Raw genomic sequence first — 20930 nt, forward strand, 5'->3', positions numbered from 1 at the left:
TGGTCACGGAACGTCCTTTCCAGAGACATGCGCGGCAGCGGCCTCGACCGCCTGCCGTAAAGCCGCATCGCGCGGCTGGTTCTTCAGTTCGGCCGCCAGATGGGCGGCAAGGAAACAGTCGCCCGCGCCGGTGACGCGGGCCACGGTGACGCGCGGCGGGGTCACGACCAGCGTCGGGCCGTTCGCCAAGGCATCCGCCGCGCTGTGCGGGCCGTCGGTGACCAGCACGCGGGCCGCGCCACGGGCCACCACGGCCTGCGCGGCGGTGGCGGCATCGGGGCAGGCGCGTCCGGCCAGGATCTCGGCCTCGAGCCGGTTCAGATAGAAGCAGCCGCGGCGGGCGGCGATCAGCGGCTCAAGCCGTTCGGCCTTCCCGGGACTGGCGGGCACGACGCGCAGATCGGCACCGGCCAGTCGCGGGTCGCGCGACATGGTGGCCAGCAGCTCCTCGGTCAGGTTGCCGTCCAGGACGACGGGGCCGGTCCAATTGGCCAGCGTGTCGGCCAAGGGCGCAAGGATGGTGTCGCCCGCGGCCTCCAGGCTGTGGGCGTCGGCGATGGCGGCGATCAGGCCCTCGCTGTCCTCGATGCCCATATAGCAGTCGGTCGGCAGGCCGGTATCGCGGGTCAGCCAATCGGTGCGCACGCCAAGACGGGCGGCCTCGGCGGTCAGCGCCTCGCCCTCGGGGTCGCGGCCCACGGCGGACAGCACGGCGGGCGTCAGCCCCCAACGCGCCAGCGCCACAGCCACGTTCAGCGCAACGCCGCCGGGGATGTGGCTGATGCGGCCGGGAACATCCGCGCCTTGGGCCATGCGGCGCGGTGCGCGTCCGATCACGTCCCACAGCATCGCGCCGATGCACAGGATATCAGGGTGCTTGTCGGTCATCATCATCCCTCAGCTCGGTTTCCAGGAACCGTTCGAAATCATCCAGGTCGATCGGGTCGAACTGCCCGAAGCCCTGCATCCAGACCGAGGCGCCGCGCATCCCGTCGGGGTCCAGCTTGCACCATGTGATCCTGCCGCGCCGCTCTTGCCGGATCAGACCGGCGGCTGCAAGCACCGCCAGATGTTTCGAGATCGACGCAAGGCTGGTGTCGAATGGCGCGGCCACATCGCTGACCGCCATGTCGTCTTCCAGCAGCATCGACAGGACGCGGCGCCGCGTCGGGTCGGCCAGCGCGGCGAAGATCAGGTCCAGCCGGTCGGTCTGGGGCAGGTGGGTCATGGGATCGCCTGTCATACTGGGACGCGGCCCGAGCGGTGATGCTCAACCGGGCGGTTGAATAATGTCGGGGCGGCGGCGGGATTGCAACCCGTGCGGATGAATCCTGTCACTAGGATAATAACGCGATTTCAATGGCTTGAAATAATCTTGCGCGCGCTTGACTTGGGCGGCCCTTGCCCCTAGACAACGCCCAACGAACACGAGGGCGTGAAAGATGGCCAGCGGGCCCCAAGGCGACAGGGACAGGGCGGCGGATGCCGAACGTCTGGCCGCATTGGAAGCCAAGCTTGCCGCAAAGGCGCCCAAGCCGTCGGGTCCGAACCCGATGGGGAAATACGAACAGGCCAATCTGGCCTGGCGGATGGTGATCGAATTCGTGACCGGCCTGGGGCTGGGTTTCGCGGTCGGTTACGGGCTGGACTATCTGTTGGGCACCAAGCCCTTCCTGATGGTCCTTTTCATATTCTTCGGTCTTGCGGCCGGCGTCAAATCCATGATGCGCACCGCGGCCGAGCTTGACAGGAAATCCGGCGACCAGCCGGGCAGTGACGAGAGGGATTGATCGTGGCGACGGAAGCGACTGGCGGCGGCCTTGAATTCCACCCTATGGACCAGTTCATCGTCAAGCCGCTGTTCGGTGCTGGCGAGGTTCACTGGTACACCCCGACCAACGTGACGCTGTGGCTGGCGCTGACCGCGCTTGCCGCCATCGCGCTGCTGGTTCTGGGCACCCGTGGCCGTGCCATCGTGCCGAACCGCGCGCAGTCGATGGCCGAGATGGCTTACGGCCTGGTCTACAAGATGATCGAGGACATCTCGGGCAAGGACGGTCTGCGTTACTTCCCCTATGTCCTGACGCTGTTCATGTTCGTGGTCTTTGCCAACCTGCTGGGCCTGCTGCCGATGGCCTTCACGGTCACCTCGCATATCGCCGTCACCGGCGTGCTGGCGATGGCGGTGTTCCTGGGCGTGACGGCAATCGGCTTCATCAAGAACGGCACGCATTTCCTTGACCTGTTCTGGGTCCGCTCGGCTCCGCTGGCCGTGCGTCCGATCCTGGCCGTCATCGAGGTGATCAGCTACTTCGTGCGTCCGCTGTCGCTGTCCATTCGTCTGGCCGGCAACATGATCGCCGGTCACGCCGTCATCAAGGTTTTCGCAGGGTTCGCAGCCATCGCCGCTGTCGCCCCCGTCGCAATCATCGCGGTCGTCGGGATGTATGCCTTCGAGGTGCTTGTCGCCTTCGTGCAGGCCTATGTCTTCACCATCCTGACCTGCGTGTACCTCAAGGATGCGCTGCACCCGTCGCACTGAGGTGACGGGCTGCGGCCCCCGGGCGGTGTCATTCCGAGACCGCTTCAACAAGTTTAAAGCCAAACTTCCAACCGCAAGGAGAAATACCATGGAAGGCAATATCGGAGAACTGGGCCAGTACATCGGCGTCGGCCTGACCGCATTCGGCATGGGCATGGCTGCTCTGGGTGTGGGCAATGTTGCCGGCAACTTCCTGGCAGGCGCCCTGCGCAACCCGTCGGCAGCAGCCGGCCAGACCGCCACGCTGTTCATCGGTATGGCATTCGCCGAAGCACTGGGGATCTTCTCGTTCCTCGTCGCGCTTCTGCTGATGTTCGCGGTCTGATCCATCGCCATCCTTGCGGCGGGGTGGGGGCAACCCCCACCCCTTCGTGATATTCAAGGCCATGGGGTAGGATATGTTCAGCCTGTTGCAAGAGGCCGCCCACACCGCGGTCGAAACCACTGAGGGCGTCGTCGTTCACGACGAAGCAGCCCACGGCGCCGATGCCGCGACCCACGGGGTCGATGCAGCGGGCCATGCCGCCGAAGCCGCGGGCCTTCCGCAGCTGGATATCGCCACCTTCGGCAACCAGATCTTCTGGCTGGTCGTCACGCTGGTGGTTCTCTATCTGGTGCTGTCGCGGATCGCCTTGCCGCGCATCGCGTCGGTCCTGTCGGATCGTCAGGGTGCCGTGACCGGCGATCTGATGGCCGCAGAAGAATTCAAGCAGAAGGCCAAGGAGGCCGAGGCAGCTTACGACAAGGCCTTGGCCGACGCGCGCAGCGAAGCCCAGGCCATCGTCGCGCAGAACCGCGCCGAGATCCAGGCCGAGCTGGACGCAGCCATCGCCAAGGCCGACGCCGAGATCTCGGCCCGCACCGCGGAGTCCGAGGCGCGCATCCGCGAGATCCGTGCATCGGCCGACGAAAGCGCCCGCGAAGTTGCTCGCGACGTCACCGCGCAGCTGGTCGCCAGCTTCGGTGGTAATGCCGATGACGCCGCAGTCTCGGCTGCCGTCGAGGACCGCATGAAAGGGGCCGTGCAATGACCCGTTTGTTCGCAATCGCCGCTGCTGCCGCACTGGCGGCCGGTCCTGCCGCTGCGGCGACCGGTCCGTTCTTCTCGCTGCGCAACACGAACTTCATCGTCCTGATCGCGTTCATCGTGTTCATCGGCGTGCTGGTCTATTTCAAGGTCCCCGCTCTGCTGGGCGGCCTGCTGGACAAGCGTGCCGACGGCATCCGCAACGATCTGGACGAGGCACGTCGCTTGCGCGAGGAAGCGCAGGAGATCTATGCCAGCTATGAGCGTCGCCAGCGCGAAGTGAAGACGCAGGCCGATCAGATCGTGGCCAACGCCAAGCGCGAGGCCGAGGCACAGGCTGCCAAGGCCAAGGAAGATCTGGCCACCTCGATCGAGCGTCGCCTTCAGGGTGCGCAGGATCAGATCACCAGCGCCGAAAACGATGCGGTTCGCGCCGTGCGTGACCGCGCCGTGCAAACCGCCGTCGCCGCCGCCTCCGAGATCCTGATGCGTCAGGTGAACGCGGGCCAGCGCTCGGCCGGGATCGACGATGCCATCGAAGACGTGGCACGCCGCCTGAACTGATCCGCAACCACGGATCGCCTTTCAAAGCCCCCGATGCCCAAGGCACCGGGGGCTTTTTCCTGTCCGGGCCTCCGGCATGGAAAAAGGCCGGGCGCAATGGCCCGGCCTTCTTCACGTCGGTGGTTTGCCAGATTACTGGGTCGGACGAATGATGATCTCGACCCGGCGGTTCTGGGCGCGGCCCGAGGGGGTGTCGTTCGAGGCGACCGGCTGCGTCATGCCGCGGCCCGTGGCGGCAAGGCGGCTCTGCGAGACACCGGCGGCTGCCAGGATGCCCGCGACCGATTGCGCGCGGCGCTGCGACAGATCCTGGTTGTAGGCTGCGGCACCGGTGTTGTCGGTATGGCCGATGACCTCGACGCGGCTGTTGGGATATTGGTTCAGGTTGCGCGCGACGGCATAGAGGTCGCTTTGGGCGGGACCCGAAACGGCGGCGCTGTCGGTGGCGAACAGGATGCCCTCGGGCAGGACGACCTGTAGGTACGAGCCGTGGTTGACGATCTGGACGTTCGGGTTCGAGATCGAGGATTTCAGCGCCGCGGCCTGACGGTCAAGAATGTTGCCGGCCAAGGCGCCCGCTGCCGCACCGATGATGGCACCGCGTGCAGCATCGCGGCCCTGGTTGTTGCTGTCGTCGTCGCGGGTCGCGCCATAGATGGCGCCCACTGCGGCACCGGCCAAGGCGCCCTGCTTGGTGCGGGTGTTGTCGCCGCCGGTGGTGCCCATCATGCCGGTATCGGCGCAGGCCCCAAGGACCAGCAGGCTGGAGGCGGCAAGGAGGGACGTTGTGCGGAGTTTCATCGGGCTCCCTTTCCTCTGACTGCGCGACCATGCGAGGGACGCCGGCGCGCGGATGTTCTGATGGCGTTCCCGATTCCGGGATACGCAGCTAACGCGTGGCACGCTGTCGCAGTTCCGGCGCGAAAGAAAGTCAATGTTTCGTTGAATGCCCTGAAATGGTGTCACATTCAGGACAGCGGGGCATAGGATATGTCCTGCGCTTGCATTGCCGGGGCGGGGCGGTCAAAAGCATCTGCATGGCCAATCCCAAGAAACCCCCTGCCGCATTGCCCTTCGCCGATCAGGTCGCGATCTTCGAGCGGCTCCAGGCCGCCGATCCGACGCCTGAAACCGAGCTGGACTATGTAAACCCCTTCACGCTGGTCGTGGCGGTCGCGCTTTCGGCGCAGGCGACCGATGTGGGGGTGAACAAGGCCACGCGCGGGCTGTTCGCGGTGGCCGACACGCCCGAAAAGATGCTGGCCCTGGGGCTGGAGGGCGTGACCGAGCATATCAAGACCATCGGCTTGTTCCGGCAGAAGGCCAAGAACGTGATGGCGCTGTCGCAGATCCTGGTCGATCAGTATGACAGCCAGGTTCCCGACAGCCGCGCCGCCCTGATGAGCCTGCCGGGCGTGGGCCGCAAGACCGCGAATGTGGTGCTGTCCTGCGCCTTCGGCCATCCCGCGCAGGCGGTCGATACGCATATCTTCCGCGTCGGCAACCGCACCCGCATCGCCCCCGGCCGGGACGTCGACGAGGTCGAGCGCGCCATCGAGGACCATGTCCCCGCCCGTTTCCAGGTCCATGCGCATCACTGGCTGATCCTGCATGGCCGCTATATCTGTCAGGCCCGACGGCCCCGCTGCGCGATCTGTCCGATCGCCGACCTGTGCCCCTATGAGGAGAAGACCCAATGACCACCCCCTATGTGATCGGGATCGGCAATGCCGTGATGGATGTGATCGCCCCCGTTGCCGAGGATCGCCTGGCGGCGCTTGGCATCCAGAAGGGCATCATGCAGCTGGTCGATCTGGACCGCTCGAACGAGCTGATGGCCGCCGAGGGTCAGTTGGGCAGCGGCGCTCGGGCGCGGCTGATCCCGGGCGGATCGGTGGCGAACACGCTGGCGGGGATCGGCAAGCTGGGCCTCAAGACCGCCTTCATCGGGCGGGTCGCCGAGGACGCGCTTGGGTTGTCCTATGCCGAGCAGACCGAGGCTGCGGGCACGGTCTTTGTCAACCCGCCGGTGGGGGGCGATCAGCTGCCGACCTCGCGCAGCATGATCATGGTGACGCCGGATGGCGAGCGCTCGATGAACACCTATCTGGGGATTTCCGCCGAGCTGGGCCCCGAGGATGTGAACCCTTCGGTCTTTCAGGGCGCGGGTTGGCTGTTCCTTGAGGGGTATCTGTTCGACAAGCCGAAAGGGAAGGACGCCTTCCTGAAGGCCGCGAAGGCCTGCCACGATGCGGGCGGGCAGGCGGGGATCGCGCTGTCGGACCCCTTCTGCGTCGACCGCCACCGCGAGGATTTCCGCAAACTGGTCGCCGGTCCGATGGATTACGTCATCGGCAACATCCACGAGTGGACCTCGCTCTACCAGGTCGAGGATCTGGAGGAGGCGCTGCGCCTTGCCGCCGCCGATTGCGGGACGGTGATCTGCACCTGCTCGGGCGAGGATGCCATCCTGATCCGCAACGGCGAGCGTGTGACGGCCCCCGTCCACAAGGTCGTGCCGGTCGATGCGACGGGGGCGGGCGACCAGTTTGCCGCAGGTCTGATCTATGGTCTGGCGATGGGGCATCCGCTGGCGGTCGCGGGCCGCATGGGCTGCATCGCCGCCGCCGAGGTTATCGCCCATGTCGGCGCACGCCCCGAGCGTGACGTGATGGCCGAGTTCCGGGCCGAGGGGCTGATCTGAGTTTGCGTCCCGCGACGGGCGGGGGGCCGGCCCCCCGGACCCCCCGCTGTCCCGCCCCGTCGCTGCCGTCCTGTCGCTGCCGTCGATCTCGGCTTCGTGACGTTGCGCGGCTGGCGCGGCGCGTGTATCAGGTTGGAAATTTGCGAAGAGCTGAAGGAAATGCCGATGCGCAGGGTTGTTGTCACCGGATTGGGAATGGTCACGCCGCTGGCCTCGGGCGTGGAAGCGACCTGGGAACGGATACTGGCCGGAAAATCGGGCGCGGGACCGATCACGCGCTTTGACGCCAAGGATGTGGTGACGAAATACGCCTGCGAGATCCCCTTCGGCGACGGCACGGACGGCACCTTCAACCCCGACGACTGGATGGCCCCTAAGGATCGTCGCAAGGTCGACGACTTCATCCTCTACGGCGTGGCGGCGGCCCATCAGGCCGTGACGGATGCCGGCTGGATGCCCGAGGGTGAGGAAGACCGCCTGCGCACCGGCGTGATGCTGGGTTCGGGCATCGGCGGGCTGACCTCGATCGCGGAAACGGCGGTGCTGATCAAGGAGCGCGGGCCCAAGCGCGTGTCGCCCTTCTTCATCCCGGGCGCGCTGATCAACCTGATCTCGGGTCAGGTGTCGATCCGCTATGGCTTCAAGGGGCCGAACCACGCGGTGGTGACGGCCTGTTCGACAGGTGCCCATGCCATCGGCGATGCGGCCCGCATGATCATGCTGGGCGATGCCGACGTGATGGTCGCGGGCGGTGCGGAAAGCCCCATCAGCGAGATCGGCATCGCGGGCTTCAACGCCTGCAAGGCGCTCTCCACCCAGCATGAGGACGATCCCACCAAGGCCAGCCGCCCCTATGACGCCGACCGTGACGGTTTCGTCATGGGCGAGGGCGCGGGCGTCGTCGTGCTGGAGGAATACGAGCACGCCAAGGCGCGCGGCGCCAAGATCTATGCCGAGGTGCTGGGCTATGGCCTCTCGGGCGATGCCTATCACATCACCGCCCCGTCGGAAGATGGCGATGGCGGTTTCCGCGCCATGCAGGCGGCGCTGCGTTCGGCCAAGGTCGATCCCTCGCAGATCGATTACATCAACGCCCATGGCACCAGCACCATGGCCGACACCATCGAGTTGGGTGCGGTCGAGCGCCTGCTGGGGGATCATGCCTCGAACGCGGTGATGTCCTCGACCAAATCCAGCATCGGCCACCTGCTGGGGGCCGCCGGTGCGGTCGAGGCGATCTTCTGCATTCTGGCGATCCGTGACCAGATCTGCCCGCCGACGATCAACCTGGACAACCCCGCCGTCACGCCCAAGCTGGACCTGGCCGCCAATGCCGCCGTCCGCCGCAAGGTCGACGTCGTCCTGTCCAACAGCTTCGGCTTCGGCGGCACCAACGCCAGCCTGGTCATGGGGAAGGTCGCCGAATGATCTGGCGCAACATCGCCTCGAATTTTCTGACGCTGGCGATCGTGCTGCTGGCGGCCTTGGCCGGGCTGATCGCCTGGGGCAAGTCGGAGTTCAGCGGTCCCGGACCAAGCGATGTTGCGCAATGCGTGCAGATCGCGCCCGGTGCCAGCCTGAACGCGGTCAGCAACCGGCTGGCCGAGCAGGGCGCGATCTCGAACGCCTATATCTTTCGCGCGGGCGCCGATTACCTTGGCAAGTCGCGCGATCTGAAGTTCGGCAGTTTTCTGATGCAGCCCAATGCCAGCATGGAACAGATCGTCGATACGGTGACGGCGGGCGGCCCCTCGACCTGCGGGACCGAGGTTCTGGTCCGCGTCGGCGTGCGCGAGAACACCGTGCTGCTGCGCGACATGAACCCCGAAACCGGCGCCTATGAGGAGATGGCCCGCTATGTCCCCGGCGCCGAGGAGCGTCCGCAGCCCATCGCCGACGCCGAGGAACTGGCCGACGTCCGCCTGTCGCTGGTCATGGCCGAGGGCGTGACAAGCTGGCAGGTCGTGCAGGCGCTGAACGCGGCCAGCTTCCTGACCGGCGATATCGCCGAGACGCCGGCCGAGGGCAGCCTGGCCCCCGACACCTACCTGCTGAAGAAGGGCGCCGACCGCAACGCGATCCTGGCCGATATGGCCAAGCGTCAGGCCGATATCCTGGCCGCCGAATGGGAGGCGCGCCCCTTCGGTCTGCCCTATGACACCCCCGAGGAGGCGCTGATCATGGCCTCGATCGTGGAAAAGGAAACCGGCGTGGCGGGTGAACGTCCACAGGTGGCCAGCGTCTTCGTGAACCGCCTGCGTCAGGGCATGCGCCTGCAGACGGACCCGACGGTGATCTATGGCGTGACGAACGGGCAGGGCATCCTGGACCGCGGGTTGCGTCGGTCGGAACTGAACGCCGAAACGCCCTACAACACCTATCGCATCGACGGGCTGCCGCCGACGCCCATCGCCAACCCCGGGCGCGCGGCGATCAATGCGGCGCTGAACCCCGACGAGACGGATTACATCTATTTCGTCGCGGATGGTTCGGGCGGGCACCAGTTCTCGCGCACGCTGGACGAACACAATGCCGCCGTCGCCCGCTGGCGCGAGATCGAACGCTCGCGCGGGTTGCCGACCGACAGTCCGGTGCAGACCGACCAGTAAGCGCCATCGGCATTTGACAAAAACGGCCCCCGGACGCAGGCTTGCGTTCGGGGGCCTTTTTCATTGGCCCGACGCTGATGGAGGAACACGCATGAAACTGTCCGACATGTTTTCCAGCCTTGCCGAGAACGCCCGCATGTTCGAGGAACGCTCGGCCAACTGGCAATCGGAAATGACCGCCCGCAACGACGAGATGATGGCCGGCATCAGGAAATGGCAGGAATCGGCGGCCGAGCGTCAGGAACAGATGCAGCGCCAGATGAAGGAATACTTCGACCAGGCCGGCGATCAGGCCCGCGCCCAGTGGGAGAACATGCAGAAGTCCTGGGAGGATCAGTTCGCCGCCATGAAGGCCCGCGGCGAGGAGATGCGTGAATCCGCCAGCAAGATGAAGGGCGGAGATTTCGCCGCTTGGTCCGAGGCCTATGCAGCGCAGATGGTCAGCTTTGCCCAGAAGATGCAGGACGAGGCGACCAATGCCATCGCCAAGGCCACCGAGGCCCGCGCCGAGACCGACAAGACGAAGAAGACCTGAAGAAACGCGCGGAGGGCCTGTAAGCCGGATTTTGTCCACCGCTTGCGCGGCTGGATGACCATTCCTCTGGTCCGTCCGTTACCGGACGGATCTAGCTGCCTACCCGGATCTGCTGGGGCAAGGTGGCCCTGCGGCTTGCGCCGCGCGCGATCCCTATTCGGCATTGCTCCTGGTGGGGCTTGCCATGCGGGCGCTGTTACCAGCCCCCCGGTGAGCTCTTACCTCACCGTTTCACCCTTACCGGTCCGAAGACAGGCGGTCTGTTCTCTGTGGCGCTTTCCCTGGGGTTGCCCCCGCCGGGCGTTACCCGGCACCATCACCTCATGGAGTCCGGACTTTCCTCGACGGGCGAACCGCCGCGGTCATCCAGCCCTCCGCGCGCGGTCGGTATGGCGGGGATATAATGCGGCGTCAATGATGGATTAGACCGGCAGCAGGCTGGCGGCGATGCGGCGGTCCTCATCGCTTTCGGGACCATGCGCCCAAGGGCGGAATCGCAGGCGAAAGGCGGCCAGCCGCTTGGCGGGATCCACATCGGGATAGCCGATACGGGTCAGACATTCGTGCAGGGGCAGGGCAGGCCCGCGCCGGTCCGAGGGCCAGATCGCCAGCCCCTGTCGCGCCAGGCGTTCCCAATCGAAGCGCGGGCCGGGATCGACCTTGCGGCCGGGGGCCATGTCGGAATGGGCGATGACACCCTCGGGGCCGATCTGCCAGCGGCTCATGATGCGGCCCAGCAGGTTTTCCAACGTATCCATCTGTCGCGCGGCAAAGGGGCGGTCGCCGGGGTTGGCGATCTCGATGCCGATGCTGCGGGAATTGACGTCGGGCTGGCCCTGCCAGCTGCCGTCGCCTGCGTGCCAGGCGCGGCGATCTTCGGCCACCAGCATGTCGGCGAAGCCATTCTCGTGGATCAGCCAATGGGCGCTGACCTCGGCCAAGGGGTCCGACAGGCGGGCGCGGGCCGAGGCTGCATCCGCCATGCCAGTGTAATGCAGGACGATCAGCCGGGGCCGTTGGCCGCGGCGGTCGCCGTGGTTCGGGCTGGGACCGTCCATGGGATCAGGGCATCATGTCCGGCGACACGATCGGGATCGGCGCGTCAGGGTCGCGCACGGTCGTCCTGACCACCACCGCCTTGACCTTGCCATCCGCCGCGGGCTGGGTCGCGGGCAGTCCCATGGTCGCGGGAACCGGCACCGGATCCTGCCCCGCGATCTTGGCGGGCGAAGGGCTGTAGAACGGACGCGCGACCGGGATCGTCATCGCGGGCGCGGTGCCTGCGACCAGCGCCGCCTCGCGCGCGGTGCGATACTTGCCGTATGCGTTGTCCTCGAACCGATAGTTCGGGTTCCAGCCCCGGTGTTCCCCACAGCCGGCGACGGCCAGCACAGATAAGATCAACCAGCCGCGCATCATGCCTCCGATACCAGGTTCCAGACGGACGTTACCACCAGCGATCCGGCTTGGCCACAAATCCTGCGGCCTTCTCCAGCACCAGTGCCTGGTTCAGCAGATCGGCCTCGCCGAAGGGGCGACCGAACATCTGCAGGCCAAGCGGCAGGCCCTTGCCGTCGCGCCCGACCGGAACCGAGATGCCCGGCAGACCGGCAAGGTTCAGCGTCACGGTGAAGACGTCGTTCAGATACATCTGCACCGGATCGCCCTTGTCCACCGACCCGAGCGGGAAGGCCGAGGACGGCGTCGCGGGCGCCAGAATTGCGTCGATACCCTCGGCGAACACATTGTCGAAGTCGCGCTTGATCAACGCGCGGACCTTGCGGGCGCGGTTGTAATAGGCGTCATAGAAGCCCGCCGACAGCACATAGGTGCCGATCATGATGCGGCGCTGTACCTCGGGGCCGAAACCTTCGGCGCGGGTCTTGGCATAGAGATCGTCGATCCCGTCGCCTGCACCCAGCTTGGCGCGGTGGCCGTAACGCACCCCGTCATAGCGCGCCAGGTTCGAGGATGCCTCGGCCGGGGCGATGACGTAATAGGCGGGCAGGGCGTATTTCGTATGCGGCAGGCTGATGTCAACGATTTCCGCGCCGGCATCGCGCAGCATTTCCGCACCCTGTTTCCACAGCGCGTCGATTTCGGCAGGCATGCCCTCCATCCGGTATTCGCGGGGGATGCCGATGCGCTTGCCGCGGATGTCGCCGGTCAGAGCAGCCTCGAAATCCGGCACCGGAATGTCGGCGCAAGTCGAATCCTGCGGATCGGCGGATGCCATGGCGCCCAGCATGATCGCGGCGTCGCGGACCGATTTCGTCATCGGACCCGCCTGATCAAGGCTGGAGGCATAGGCGATCACGCCCCAACGGCTGACGCGGCCATAGGTCGGCTTCAGACCCACCGTGCCGGTGAAGGCCGCGGGCTGGCGGATGGATCCGCCCGTGTCGGTGCCCGTCGCGCCAAGGCACAGATCCGCCGCAACAGCTGCCGCCGACCCGCCCGAGGAACCGCCCGGCGTCAGCTGCGTGCCGTCGGCCAGTCGCCAAGGGTTCACCGCCGGGCCATAGCTGCTGGATTCATTGGTCGAACCCATCGCGAATTCATCCTGGTTCAGCTTGCCCAGCATCACCGCGCCCGCGTTCCACAGGTTCTGCGTCACGGTGGATTCGTATTCGGGAACAAAGCCCTTCAGGATGTTGCTGGCCGCCTGTCCCGGCACGCCCTTGACGCAGAAGACGTCCTTGATGCCAAGGGGGATGCCGGTCAGGGCCGTCGCATCGCCCGCCTTCAGGCGCGTGTCCGCCGCGCGGGCCATGTCGCGCGCCATCTCGGGGGTCTTGTGGACGAAGGCGTTCAGCGCGCCCGCGCCCTCGATGGCGGTCAGGCAGGCGTCGGTCAGCTCGACCGAGGTGACATCGCCCTTGGCCAGCGCGTCGCGGGCCTCGGCGATGGAGAGTTTGTTCAGATCGGTCATTCCACCACCTTCGGGACGGCAAAGAAGCCTTCGCGCGCGTCGGGCGCATTCGACAGGATGCGTTCGGGCATGCCGCCCGTGGTCACGACATCCTCGCGCCGCTTCAGGCGCATGGGCGTGACGCCCGTCATCGGTTCGATGCCTTCGACATCGACCTCGTTCAGCTGTTCCATGAAGTGCAGGATGCCGCTCAGCTCGCGCGCCAGCGCCGGCAGTTGGGCGTCATCGACCGCGATGCGCGCCAGATGGGCGACCTTGCGGGCCTCGTCCTCGGTGATCGACATGACGTCTCCTTTCGTTGGGCGCGGGTCTACAACCCCGCGCGAAAGGCCGCAAGCTGCCGCTTGGGGATAAGGGCTGCATTCGTCCCCGGTCGGGATGCGTGATTCTGGTCGGGAATCACGGCGCGGGCCGGTGCGCCCGGAAGGGGCCGCGCCGTTACGCCTTATTATCGCAGGATTTATTGGGGTTTTTCGGTTTTTCGAAGTTTTTTCGTCGAAAGGTGTTTTTTGTGCTTGCGCCCCCCGAACGCTTTGCCTAAACACCGCTTCAACGCAGCCAAGCAAGACTGGCAGCGACACAGAGTGGCCCGTTCGTCTATCGGTTAGGACGCCAGGTTTTCAACCTGGAAAGAGGGGTTCGATTCCCCTACGGGCTGCCACTTACTTCTGAAAAAGAAAACGACAGCGCAGATCGAAGACGATCCTGCGCCTTAATGCGTTTGCACTGGCACGATGTCCCGCGGGCTTGTCGCCAAGCCCGCAGAGTCCGCTTCGGGCGGTGGTACCTATTCGATCAGGAAGTTCCGCCGTGGCTCGATGGCCGCCAGGGGTTCGGCCTCATCTTTCAGGTGGATGCCGGTCAGCCCCAATTTGCGGGCCTGGGTGATCAGGAAGATCAGCTTCTGCGCCGCCTCGGGATAGGACAGCCCCGCCGCCCTGACGTTCGAGATGCAGTTGCGCGCCTCATCCGTGCGGCCCGGCTTCGGGTCGTGGGTCAGATAGAGGCCCATGCTGTCGGGCGAACTGAGGCCCGGCCTTTCCCCGATCAGAACCAGCACCATCCGCGCCCTTAGGCTGGCGCCGATTTCGTCGCCGATGGCGACGCGCGCCTGCGTGGCGATCGTCGGGGGGCCAAGCGTCAGCCCCATCTGCCGCAGCATCGGCACGACCAGCGACAGGAAAGACGCGGCATTCGACTGGATCGCCAAGGCCGACAACCCGTCCGCGATGACGATGGCAAGGTCGCAGCCGCCTTCGGGGGCGGCGATCGCATCGCGCGACGCCCTGTCCAGCTGCCGTCCCAGGTCGGGACGCTGCAGATACATCGCCCTGTCGGTCGCGGCGCTTGCGACGGTCTGCATCGGCAGTTCCAGCCCCGCCAGATCGGCCTGAAGGGCGGGCAGGTCCAGCCCCAGATGCACCGCCTTGCGGGCGCGGGCATGGGCCAGCTGGAATTCCAGATGCGGTGCGGTGGGCAGGCTGCTGCCGGCGCGACCAAGCGCGATGCGGGCGGGCGTCAGGCCGCGCAGGGCGGTCCATGGCGTTGGTGTCACGTCGGACCTGGTCATGCGGCACCCGTGATCGCCTGGCGGAACATCGACGGCAATTCGTCTGCCATGCGGCCCTGCGCGTCGAAGATGCCGTGCTGTTGCAACCATGCTTCGAATTCGGGGGCAGGGCGCAGGCCCAGCACCTTGCGGGCGTAGAGTGCGTCGTGAAACGAGGTCGTCTGATAGTTCAGCATCACGTCGTCGGACCCCGGAATGCCCATGATGAAGGTGATGCCCGCAACACCCAGAAGGGTCAGCAGGTTGTCCATGTCGTCCTGATCGGCCTCGGCGTGGTTGGTATAGCAGATGTCGCAGCCCATCGGCAGGCCCAGCAGCTTGCCGCAGAAATGATCCTCGAGCCCCGCGCGGATGATCTGGCGCCCGTCATAGAGGTATTCCGGCCCGATGAAGCCCACGACGCTGTTGACCAGCAAGGGCTTGCAGGTGCGGGCCACGGCATAGGCGCGGGCCTCGAGCGTCTGTTGATCGACGCCGTGATGGGCATTGGCCGACAGGGCCGATCCTTGGCCGGTTTCCAGATACATCACGTTGTCGCCTAGGGTGCCGCGCCCTTGGGACAGGGCGGCGGCGCGACCCTCGGCCAGCAGGGCCAGGTCGATGCCGAAGCTGCTGTTGGCGGCCTGCGTGCCTGCGACGGATTGGAAGACGATGTCGACGGGGACGTCGCGGCGGATCAGCTCGATCGAATTTGTCACATGGGTCAGCACGCAGGATTGCGTGGGGATGTCATAGCGCGCGATCACCTCGTCCAGCATGTGCAGCAGGCGGGTGGCGGCGGGCAGGGAATCCGAGGCCGGGTTGATGCCGATGATCGCATCGCCATTGCCGAACATCAGCCCGTCAAGAATGGATGCCGCGATCCCCGCCGGATCATCCGTGGGGTGGTTGGGTTGCAGCCGCGTCGACAGCCTCCCCGGCAGTCCAAGCGTATTGCGGAAACGCGTCGTGACGCGGACCTTGCGCGCGATCAGGATCAGGTCCTGGTTGCGGCAGATCTTGCTGGTGGCGGCGACCATCTCGGGTGTCAGGCCGGGGGCCAAGGCCTCCAGCGCCGCGCCATCGGTGGCATCCGACAACAGCCAGTCGCGAAATCCGCCAACGGTCAGATGGGCCACGGGCGCAAAGGCGCGGGCGTCATGGGTGTCGATGATCAGGCGGGTGACCTCGTCATCCTCATAGGGGACGACGGCGTCGTGCAGGAAGGCCGCCAGCGGCAGATCGGCCAGCGCCAGTTGGGCGGCGGCGCGCTCCTCGGCGTCGATGGCGGCGATGCCCGCCAAGTGATCGCCAGAGCGTTCGGGCGTGGCCTTGGCCATCAGCTGGGCCAACGTGTCGAAGCGCCATGTCTGGCCGCCGATGGTATGTGAATAGCTTGGCATCCTGCCCCCCTTGGTCCTGCGGATGGTCGGGGCGATGGCCGCACCGACCTGTCGTCTCAGCCGACCTGCGGCATGGCGGCGGCGCTGCGCTGGCTGCGCGTCATGCGGAAGTAGACGTATCCCAGCAGCATGATCGCCACGAAAATCACCGCAACCGTGAAGTTGTAATAGGTCATGGCGATCAGGCAGATCACCGCCGCGCCCATCGCGAAGGCCGGAAAGACCGGATAGAAGGGCGTGACATAGCTGCGCGGCATGTCGGGCTGCGTGCGACGCAGTCGGAACAGGCTGGCCATGCTGAGGATATACATCACGATCGCCCCGAAGACCGCCATGGTCACGATATTCGCCGTCAGGGGCTGGCCGCCGATGATGATGAAGCTGTCGCTGAAGATGGCGATGATGCCCACGACGCCGCCTGCCAGAATCGCCCGGTGGGGCGTCTTGAAGCGCGGATGGATGGCGGCAAGTGCGGGCGGCAGGTATCCGGCGCGGGCAAGGGCGAAGATCTGGCGCGAATAGCCCAGGATGATGCCGTGGAAGGACGCCACCAGCCCGAACAGCCCCAGCCAGACCAGCATGTGCAGCCAGCCGCTGCTGTCGCCCACGATATAGCGCATGGCCTGCGGCAGCGGGTCGTTGATGTTGGCCAGCTGCGTCCAGTCGCCCGCGCCGCCTGCAAAGACCATCACGCCCATGGCCAGCGCCACCAGCGTCAGGATCCCCGCGATATAGGCGCGCGGGATCGAGCGTTTGGGGTCCTTGGCCTCTTCGGCGGCCATGGCGACGCCCTCGATGGCAAGGAAGAACCAGATGGCAAAGGGAATGGCCGCGAACATTCCGGGAATGGCCGCCCAGCCAAAGCTGTCCATCCCCGACCAGCCACCGGTGGTGAAGTTCGACATTTCGAATCCCGGTGCCACGACGCCCATGAAGACCAGCAGTTCGAAGATGGCGATCAGGGTCACGACCAGCTCGAAGGTGGCGGCAAAGGCGACGCCCACGATGTTCAGCGCCATGAAGACGACATAGGCACCCACCGCGGCCACCTTGGGATCAAGGCCCGGGAACTGGATGTTCAGATATGCGCCGATGGCCAGCGCGATGGCCGGGGGCGCGAAGACGAATTCGATCAGCGTCGCCATCCCGGCGAAATAGGCGCCGGTCTCGCCCAGGCCCGCGCGGGCATAGGCGAAAGGGCCGCCCGCATGGGGGATGGCGCTGGTCAGCTCGGTGAAGCTGAAGATGAAGGTGGTGTACATCATCGCCACGAAGAGTGCGGTGATGATGAAGCCCAACGTGCCGGCCGACCCCCAGCCATAGCTCCACCCGAAATATTCGCCCGAGATGACCAGCCCGACGGCGATCCCCCAAAGCTGCACGGTCGAGAGGGTCTTGGCCAGCTGCGGCTGACCTTCGCCTTGTGTCTGCGTCATCTGCGTTTCCCTTCCTGTCAGGATTGCGCCTTTGGCGTCATCTTCTGTGGTGTGCCCCATGGCTGGCGCGAATCGCGGGCGGGCCGCTATCCGATTTCGGCAATGCCGACATTGGTGGGGGTTTGCGCCCGCCGTGGATGCAGGCATGGTTGCGGCAACTGCCTTTAATATAGGCAGCCGTCGCCAAGGGTCGTTGATGGGTCCGCGCCGGATGTTGCGCGGCGGGGGTCCCGGGCGGCATGTGGCGCAAGTTGTCATGACAGGATCAGCCGATGCATGTGGAACAGCCCCCCGTTCGCCTGCGGCACACCACCACCGTCGAGGAGCAGTCGACCCTGCTGGCCGGCTGGAACCAGCGCTATGCCCAGCTGTCGCGCGGCGCCTTCACCGGCATGCTGTCCGAGGCGCGGCTGCCCGACGCCTATCTGTTCCGCGAGGTGACCAGTCGCAGCCTGTTGCAGGGCGGCATCGTCGGCGCGGATGTGCTGGCCGTGGGTATTCCCGTGGCCATCAAGGGTCCGGCGCGCTTCTGCGGATCACCCTGCGGCGGGCATCAGTTGCACGTGTTTTCCGGGGATGAGGGGTTTCAGTTCCACACGCCCTCGGATCTCGACATCATGGGGATCGTCATTCCCCGCGCGGCGCTCTATGCGCATCTGGATGCCCCCGAGGTGCAGGCTCTCGCATCCCGCCTGCAGCGCGCGCATCTTCTGGACCTGCCGCCCGCGCTGTTCGTCCGGCTGGGGCGGGTGATGCGCGACCTTATGGAAGGCATGGCCGAGGTCAATGACATCATGCCCCTTCTGGCCGAGGCGCTGGCCACCCCCGCGCCGGTCGCTGTGACGCCTCGCGCGGCCGATCTGGTGGACGACCTGCAACGCCTTGCCACCGATCCCGACCGCGACCAGCCGCCCAGCATCCATGACGCCTGCGAAACCTTGGGCGTCAGCCGCCGCACCCTGCAATACGCGCTGCAGAAGCAGGTCGGGCTGGGGCCGTCGGACTATATGCGCGCCCTGCGGCTGAATGCGGCCCGCGCAAGCCTCCTGGACGGCGACACGGTCACCGAAGCCGCGACAAAGGCCGGCTTCTGGCACTTCGGCCGGTTTTCCCAAGACTATCGCAAGCTGTTCGGAGAGCTGCCCTCAGCCACCCTGCAGCGGGCGCGCTAGGTCCGCGCGGTCATGGCCATCTGCGCCTGTTCGACCAGATTGCGAAAACGGCGACGGTCCTCGAACTGCTGCAGCTTCTGAAAATCGGGCAGGGCCAGATCGGCGCGATCTTGCCGCATCAGCGCCCGACCACGTTCCAGCAGCATCTCGGGTTGATCGCCATGACATTCGATCAAGGCGTTCAGACCGGTGGTATATCCGGGTTGCAGCAGCCGCGCCCGCGGAAACCTGCGGCGCTGAAGGCAATGCAACTGGATCATGCCACGGCATGCGCGCGCCCGGCGCAGGATCGACCATGCGGCCTGCATGTCGCGCCGGATGAAGAATGCGGAGGTAAATTCCGATACAGCCCGGCCTTCCAGACATCCACCATCGGCCTGTGGTCCGATAAGGGGACCGGCCATCTGACATAGGTCCGACCCGCCGCATCCGGCAACTGCAGGTAATTGACGTCATCGCGACGGAAGGGATCGTAGGCGACATAGGTGCGCGTCCGCGGATCGGTGTAGGGCTCAAGCCCATGGATCTGGCGGGCCAGATGCGCGACGGTCTGAAAGCGCAGTTCCCATGAAGCATGCTGCTCATCGACAATGATCGGCGGGGCGACCGCAAGCACCGTCGACACCGGCAGGGACCGGGCTGCCAGCAAGGCACCGGCACTGCCCATCGAACGGCCGAAAAGCATGATGTCCTGACCCTGCGTCAGATGTTCTGTCGCCGCGCGAAGGGCCTGCGGCATCTCGGGGGTTTGCCACCAGTGGTTCTGCCGGGCGATGAAGCCGACAAACCCCATGCCTGTGGCTGCGGCCAGACCCCGATCCATCGTACCGCGCTTGTATCAGCCCAAGAAGGTGATCAGCGTTCTTGGCCGGTTGGATGAGTCGCAGACCACGCGAAGATGATCGCATCGAACAGAACGGGCAGATCGCGATTTCTTCGGCCGCCCATGCGTCCGGTTCCATGCCGAGGGTCTTACCCACAGAACGTCGATGGCTTGTCCGGGCGACTTTTGAAAACAATTCAGGCTGTGCGCAGGCTTCGGACCGGCCTTTGGGCTGGAATGCTGACGCCGGATCGGGCATTCGCCGCCTTGGTGGGGACGCTGGCGGGCCAAGCTGCAACGCTTTGCCGGAAATATGGCGGGGGTCTCTGGATGATCGCAGCGAACTCTGCAATGTGTCGCGCGTGTTTGTGGAAGGATGAGTAACCATGAAGATTGCGGTTGCGGGGCTTGGCTATGTCGGCCTGTCGAACGCCATTTTGCTGGCGCGTCAGCACGACGTCACTGCCGTCGATGTCGTGCAGGACAAGATCAAGATGGTCTTGGCCGGCATTTCGCCCATCGTGGATGAGGAATGCGAACGTTTCCTGGCGGAAGGCAACCTGTCGCTGAAGGCGACGCTGGACCCGGTCGAGGCCTATGCGGATGCAGAATTCGTCATCATCGCGACCCCCACGAACTACGATCCCGAAACCAACGCCTTCAATACCGAAAGCATCGAGGCGGTCGTGGCCCAGGTTACCCGCATCAACCCCGAAGCGATCATGGTGATCAAGTCGACCATCCCCGTCGGCTATACCGCCGGGCTGATCGCCCGGACAGGGTGCGACAAGATCATGTTCTCGCCCGAGTTCCTGCGCGAAGGCCAGGCGCTGCATGACAACCTGCACCCCTCGCGGATCGTCGTGGGCGAGCGCTCGGAGCGGGCAGGGCGTTTCGCGCAGCTGCTCAAGGACGCCGCCATCAAAGAGGACGTCGAGATCCTTCTGACCGATTCCGACGAGGCCGAGGCGATCAAGCTGTTCGCGAACACTTTCCTTGCCATGCGCGTGGCCTATTTCAACGAATTGGACAGCTATGCCCTCAGCCATGGGCTGGATGCGCGCCAGATCATCGAGGGCGTCAGCCTGGATCCGCGCATCGGCGGGCATTACAACAACCCCTCGTTCGGTTATGGCGGCTATTGCCTGCCCAAGGACAGCAAGCAGCTGCTGGCAAACTATCAGAACGTGCCGCAGAACCTGATCCGTGCCATCGTCGAGGCGAACCAGACCCGCAAGGACTTTCTGGCCAGCCGCATCATCGCCATGAACCCGCGGCGCGTGGGGATCTATCGCCTGGTCATGAAGGCGGGGTCGGACAACTTCCGCGACAGCTCGGTCCAGGACCTGATGAAGCGGGTCCGGGGCGAGGGCATCGAGGTCATCATCTATGAACCGACGATGGCAGAGGACAGCTTCATCAACTCGCCCAATGAACGCGATCTGGCCCGCTTCAAGGAAATCTGCGACGTCATCGTGGCCAACCGCGTCACCGACGAGATCGCCGACATTCCCGACAAGATCTTCACCCGCGATCTTTTCCGCAACAACTGAGCGTCCCACGAAGGCCCGTGACTTGCCTATGGCAGTCACGGGCCTTCGCCGCTAAGCTGCACAGAAATCCGGCATTTTTGG

At 65.5% G+C, this 20930-nt stretch carries 24 protein-coding genes, 1 tRNA gene and 1 other RNA gene; 13 read left to right on the plus strand and 13 right to left on the minus strand.

The features are described 5' to 3' along the window. Positions 1-3: 3 nt before the first annotated feature. Both DDE75_RS05205 and DDE75_RS05210 read right to left on the minus strand, forming a co-directional pair. Positions 4-888: a PfkB family carbohydrate kinase gene (locus tag DDE75_RS05205; protein ID WP_108501372.1), complete on the minus strand. Its 885-nt coding sequence runs from the start codon at positions 886-888 to the stop codon at positions 4-6. Then, positions 869-1228 carry an ArsR/SmtB family transcription factor gene (locus DDE75_RS05210; RefSeq protein WP_108501371.1) on the minus strand — a complete coding sequence of 120 codons (360 nt, stop codon included), beginning with the start codon at positions 1226-1228 and terminating at the stop codon, positions 869-871. Before DDE75_RS05210 ends, DDE75_RS05205 begins: the two co-directional genes overlap by 20 nt. A gap of 214 nt (positions 1229-1442) precedes the next feature. Here DDE75_RS05210 and DDE75_RS05215 point away from each other — a divergent pair, with 214 nt between their 5' ends. From DDE75_RS05215 to DDE75_RS05235, 5 genes are all read left to right on the plus strand, one after another. Then, a complete protein-coding gene (locus DDE75_RS05215; protein ID WP_108501290.1) occupies positions 1443-1790 on the plus strand; it encodes an AtpZ/AtpI family protein in 348 nt (115 codons plus the stop codon). A 2-nt stretch (positions 1791-1792) separates the two neighbouring features. Next, positions 1793-2542 carry a F0F1 ATP synthase subunit A gene (locus DDE75_RS05220; protein ID WP_245894629.1) on the plus strand — a complete coding sequence of 250 codons (750 nt, stop codon included), beginning with the start codon at positions 1793-1795 and terminating at the stop codon, positions 2540-2542. Positions 2543-2630: 88 nt separating this feature from the next. Continuing rightward, the gene (locus DDE75_RS05225; protein ID WP_042244507.1) at positions 2631-2867 is read left to right on the plus strand and encodes a F0F1 ATP synthase subunit C; all 237 of its coding nucleotides are present in this window, start codon (positions 2631-2633) and stop codon (positions 2865-2867) included. A 73-nt stretch (positions 2868-2940) separates the two neighbouring features. Then, positions 2941-3573: a F0F1 ATP synthase subunit B' gene (locus DDE75_RS05230; RefSeq protein WP_108501292.1), complete on the plus strand. Its 633-nt coding sequence runs from the start codon at positions 2941-2943 to the stop codon at positions 3571-3573. After that, positions 3570-4133 (plus strand): F0F1 ATP synthase subunit B, encoded by a 564-nt coding sequence (locus DDE75_RS05235; protein ID WP_108501293.1) that lies wholly within the window; start codon positions 3570-3572, stop codon positions 4131-4133. The genes DDE75_RS05230 and DDE75_RS05235 overlap by 4 nt, the downstream gene beginning before the upstream one ends. 132 nt (positions 4134-4265) lie before the next feature. Here the strand turns inward: DDE75_RS05235 and DDE75_RS05240 are convergent, their stop codons facing one another. Beyond that, entirely contained in the window at positions 4266-4934 is a 669-nt protein-coding gene (locus DDE75_RS05240) for a YiaD family glycine zipper/OmpA-like lipoprotein (RefSeq protein WP_108501294.1), read from the minus strand. Between the two features lie 236 nt (positions 4935-5170). Here DDE75_RS05240 and nth point away from each other — a divergent pair, with 236 nt between their 5' ends. The 5 genes from nth to DDE75_RS05265 all read left to right on the plus strand — a co-directional run bounded on the left by nth (position 5171) and on the right by DDE75_RS05265 (position 9981). Continuing rightward, a complete protein-coding gene (nth, locus tag DDE75_RS05245) occupies positions 5171-5833 on the plus strand; it encodes an endonuclease III (RefSeq protein WP_108501295.1) in 663 nt (220 codons plus the stop codon). Further along, positions 5830-6837: an adenosine kinase gene (locus DDE75_RS05250; protein WP_108501296.1), complete on the plus strand. Its 1008-nt coding sequence runs from the start codon at positions 5830-5832 to the stop codon at positions 6835-6837. Before nth ends, DDE75_RS05250 begins: the two co-directional genes overlap by 4 nt. Positions 6838-7002: 165 nt before the next feature. Beyond that, entirely contained in the window at positions 7003-8265 is a 1263-nt protein-coding gene (fabF, locus tag DDE75_RS05255; RefSeq protein ID WP_108501373.1) for a beta-ketoacyl-ACP synthase II, read from the plus strand. After that, positions 8265-9446: an endolytic transglycosylase MltG gene (gene mltG, locus DDE75_RS05260; protein ID WP_170310926.1), complete on the plus strand. Its 1182-nt coding sequence runs from the start codon at positions 8265-8267 to the stop codon at positions 9444-9446. The genes fabF and mltG overlap by 1 nt, the downstream gene beginning before the upstream one ends. A 91-nt stretch (positions 9447-9537) precedes the next feature. Next, on the plus strand, positions 9538-9981 hold the full coding sequence (locus DDE75_RS05265; RefSeq protein WP_108501298.1) for a hypothetical protein: 444 nt from the start codon (positions 9538-9540) through the stop codon (positions 9979-9981). A gap of 4 nt (positions 9982-9985) precedes the next feature. On the opposite strand, the gene rnpB is transcribed toward DDE75_RS05265, so the two are convergent. The 5 genes from rnpB to gatC all read right to left on the minus strand — a co-directional run bounded on the left by rnpB (position 9986) and on the right by gatC (position 13197). Continuing rightward, positions 9986-10359, minus strand: an RNA gene (gene rnpB, locus DDE75_RS05270) — RNase P RNA component class A. A gap of 44 nt (positions 10360-10403) precedes the next feature. After that, entirely contained in the window at positions 10404-11039 is a 636-nt protein-coding gene (locus DDE75_RS05275) for an N-acetylmuramoyl-L-alanine amidase (RefSeq protein WP_108501299.1), read from the minus strand. Between the two features lie 4 nt (positions 11040-11043). Beyond that, complete coding sequence (locus tag DDE75_RS05280) at positions 11044-11385, minus strand: hypothetical protein (RefSeq protein WP_162798905.1); 342 nt, start codon at positions 11383-11385, stop codon at positions 11044-11046. Between the two features lie 43 nt (positions 11386-11428). Continuing rightward, the gene (gatA, locus tag DDE75_RS05285; protein WP_108501301.1) at positions 11429-12913 is read right to left on the minus strand and encodes an Asp-tRNA(Asn)/Glu-tRNA(Gln) amidotransferase subunit GatA; all 1485 of its coding nucleotides are present in this window, start codon (positions 12911-12913) and stop codon (positions 11429-11431) included. Continuing rightward, the gene (gatC, locus tag DDE75_RS05290) at positions 12910-13197 is read right to left on the minus strand and encodes an Asp-tRNA(Asn)/Glu-tRNA(Gln) amidotransferase subunit GatC (protein WP_108501302.1); all 288 of its coding nucleotides are present in this window, start codon (positions 13195-13197) and stop codon (positions 12910-12912) included. The genes gatA and gatC overlap by 4 nt, the downstream gene beginning before the upstream one ends. A gap of 302 nt (positions 13198-13499) precedes the next feature. On the opposite strand from gatC, the gene DDE75_RS05295 reads away from it, so the two are divergent. Continuing rightward, positions 13500-13574 (plus strand) — tRNA-Glu (locus DDE75_RS05295). 126 nt (positions 13575-13700) lie between these two features. On the opposite strand, the gene eutC is transcribed toward DDE75_RS05295, so the two are convergent. From eutC to eat, 3 genes are read right to left on the minus strand one after another with little or no spacing between them, the layout of a single operon-like run. Next, on the minus strand, positions 13701-14483 hold the full coding sequence (eutC, locus tag DDE75_RS05300; RefSeq protein ID WP_108501303.1) for an ethanolamine ammonia-lyase subunit EutC: 783 nt from the start codon (positions 14481-14483) through the stop codon (positions 13701-13703). After that, entirely contained in the window at positions 14480-15865 is a 1386-nt protein-coding gene (locus DDE75_RS05305; protein ID WP_108501304.1) for an ethanolamine ammonia-lyase subunit EutB, read from the minus strand. Before DDE75_RS05305 ends, eutC begins: the two co-directional genes overlap by 4 nt. A gap of 56 nt (positions 15866-15921) precedes the next feature. Continuing rightward, positions 15922-17301 (minus strand): ethanolamine permease, encoded by a 1380-nt coding sequence (gene eat, locus DDE75_RS05310; RefSeq protein WP_108501374.1) that lies wholly within the window; start codon positions 17299-17301, stop codon positions 15922-15924. 272 nt (positions 17302-17573) lie between these two features. Between eat and DDE75_RS17745 the strand changes: the two genes are divergently transcribed. Next, the gene (locus tag DDE75_RS17745) at positions 17574-18473 is read left to right on the plus strand and encodes a helix-turn-helix domain-containing protein (protein WP_108501305.1); all 900 of its coding nucleotides are present in this window, start codon (positions 17574-17576) and stop codon (positions 18471-18473) included. On the opposite strand, the gene DDE75_RS05320 is transcribed toward DDE75_RS17745, so the two are convergent. Together DDE75_RS05320 and DDE75_RS05325 are read right to left on the minus strand one after the other, a co-directional pair. Next, positions 18470-18733: a hypothetical protein gene (locus DDE75_RS05320; RefSeq protein WP_162798906.1), complete on the minus strand. Its 264-nt coding sequence runs from the start codon at positions 18731-18733 to the stop codon at positions 18470-18472. The genes DDE75_RS17745 and DDE75_RS05320 overlap by 4 nt on opposite strands. Next, the gene (locus tag DDE75_RS05325; protein WP_108501307.1) at positions 18730-19296 is read right to left on the minus strand and encodes a hypothetical protein; all 567 of its coding nucleotides are present in this window, start codon (positions 19294-19296) and stop codon (positions 18730-18732) included. Before DDE75_RS05325 ends, DDE75_RS05320 begins: the two co-directional genes overlap by 4 nt. A 386-nt stretch (positions 19297-19682) precedes the next feature. Between DDE75_RS05325 and DDE75_RS05330 the strand changes: the two genes are divergently transcribed. Next, positions 19683-20849: a nucleotide sugar dehydrogenase gene (locus tag DDE75_RS05330; RefSeq protein WP_108501308.1), complete on the plus strand. Its 1167-nt coding sequence runs from the start codon at positions 19683-19685 to the stop codon at positions 20847-20849. Positions 20850-20930 lie beyond the last annotated feature (81 nt).

It is taken from the genome of Paracoccus indicus, from assembly GCF_003056335.1.
Lineage (GTDB): Bacteria > Pseudomonadota > Alphaproteobacteria > Rhodobacterales > Rhodobacteraceae > Paracoccus > Paracoccus indicus.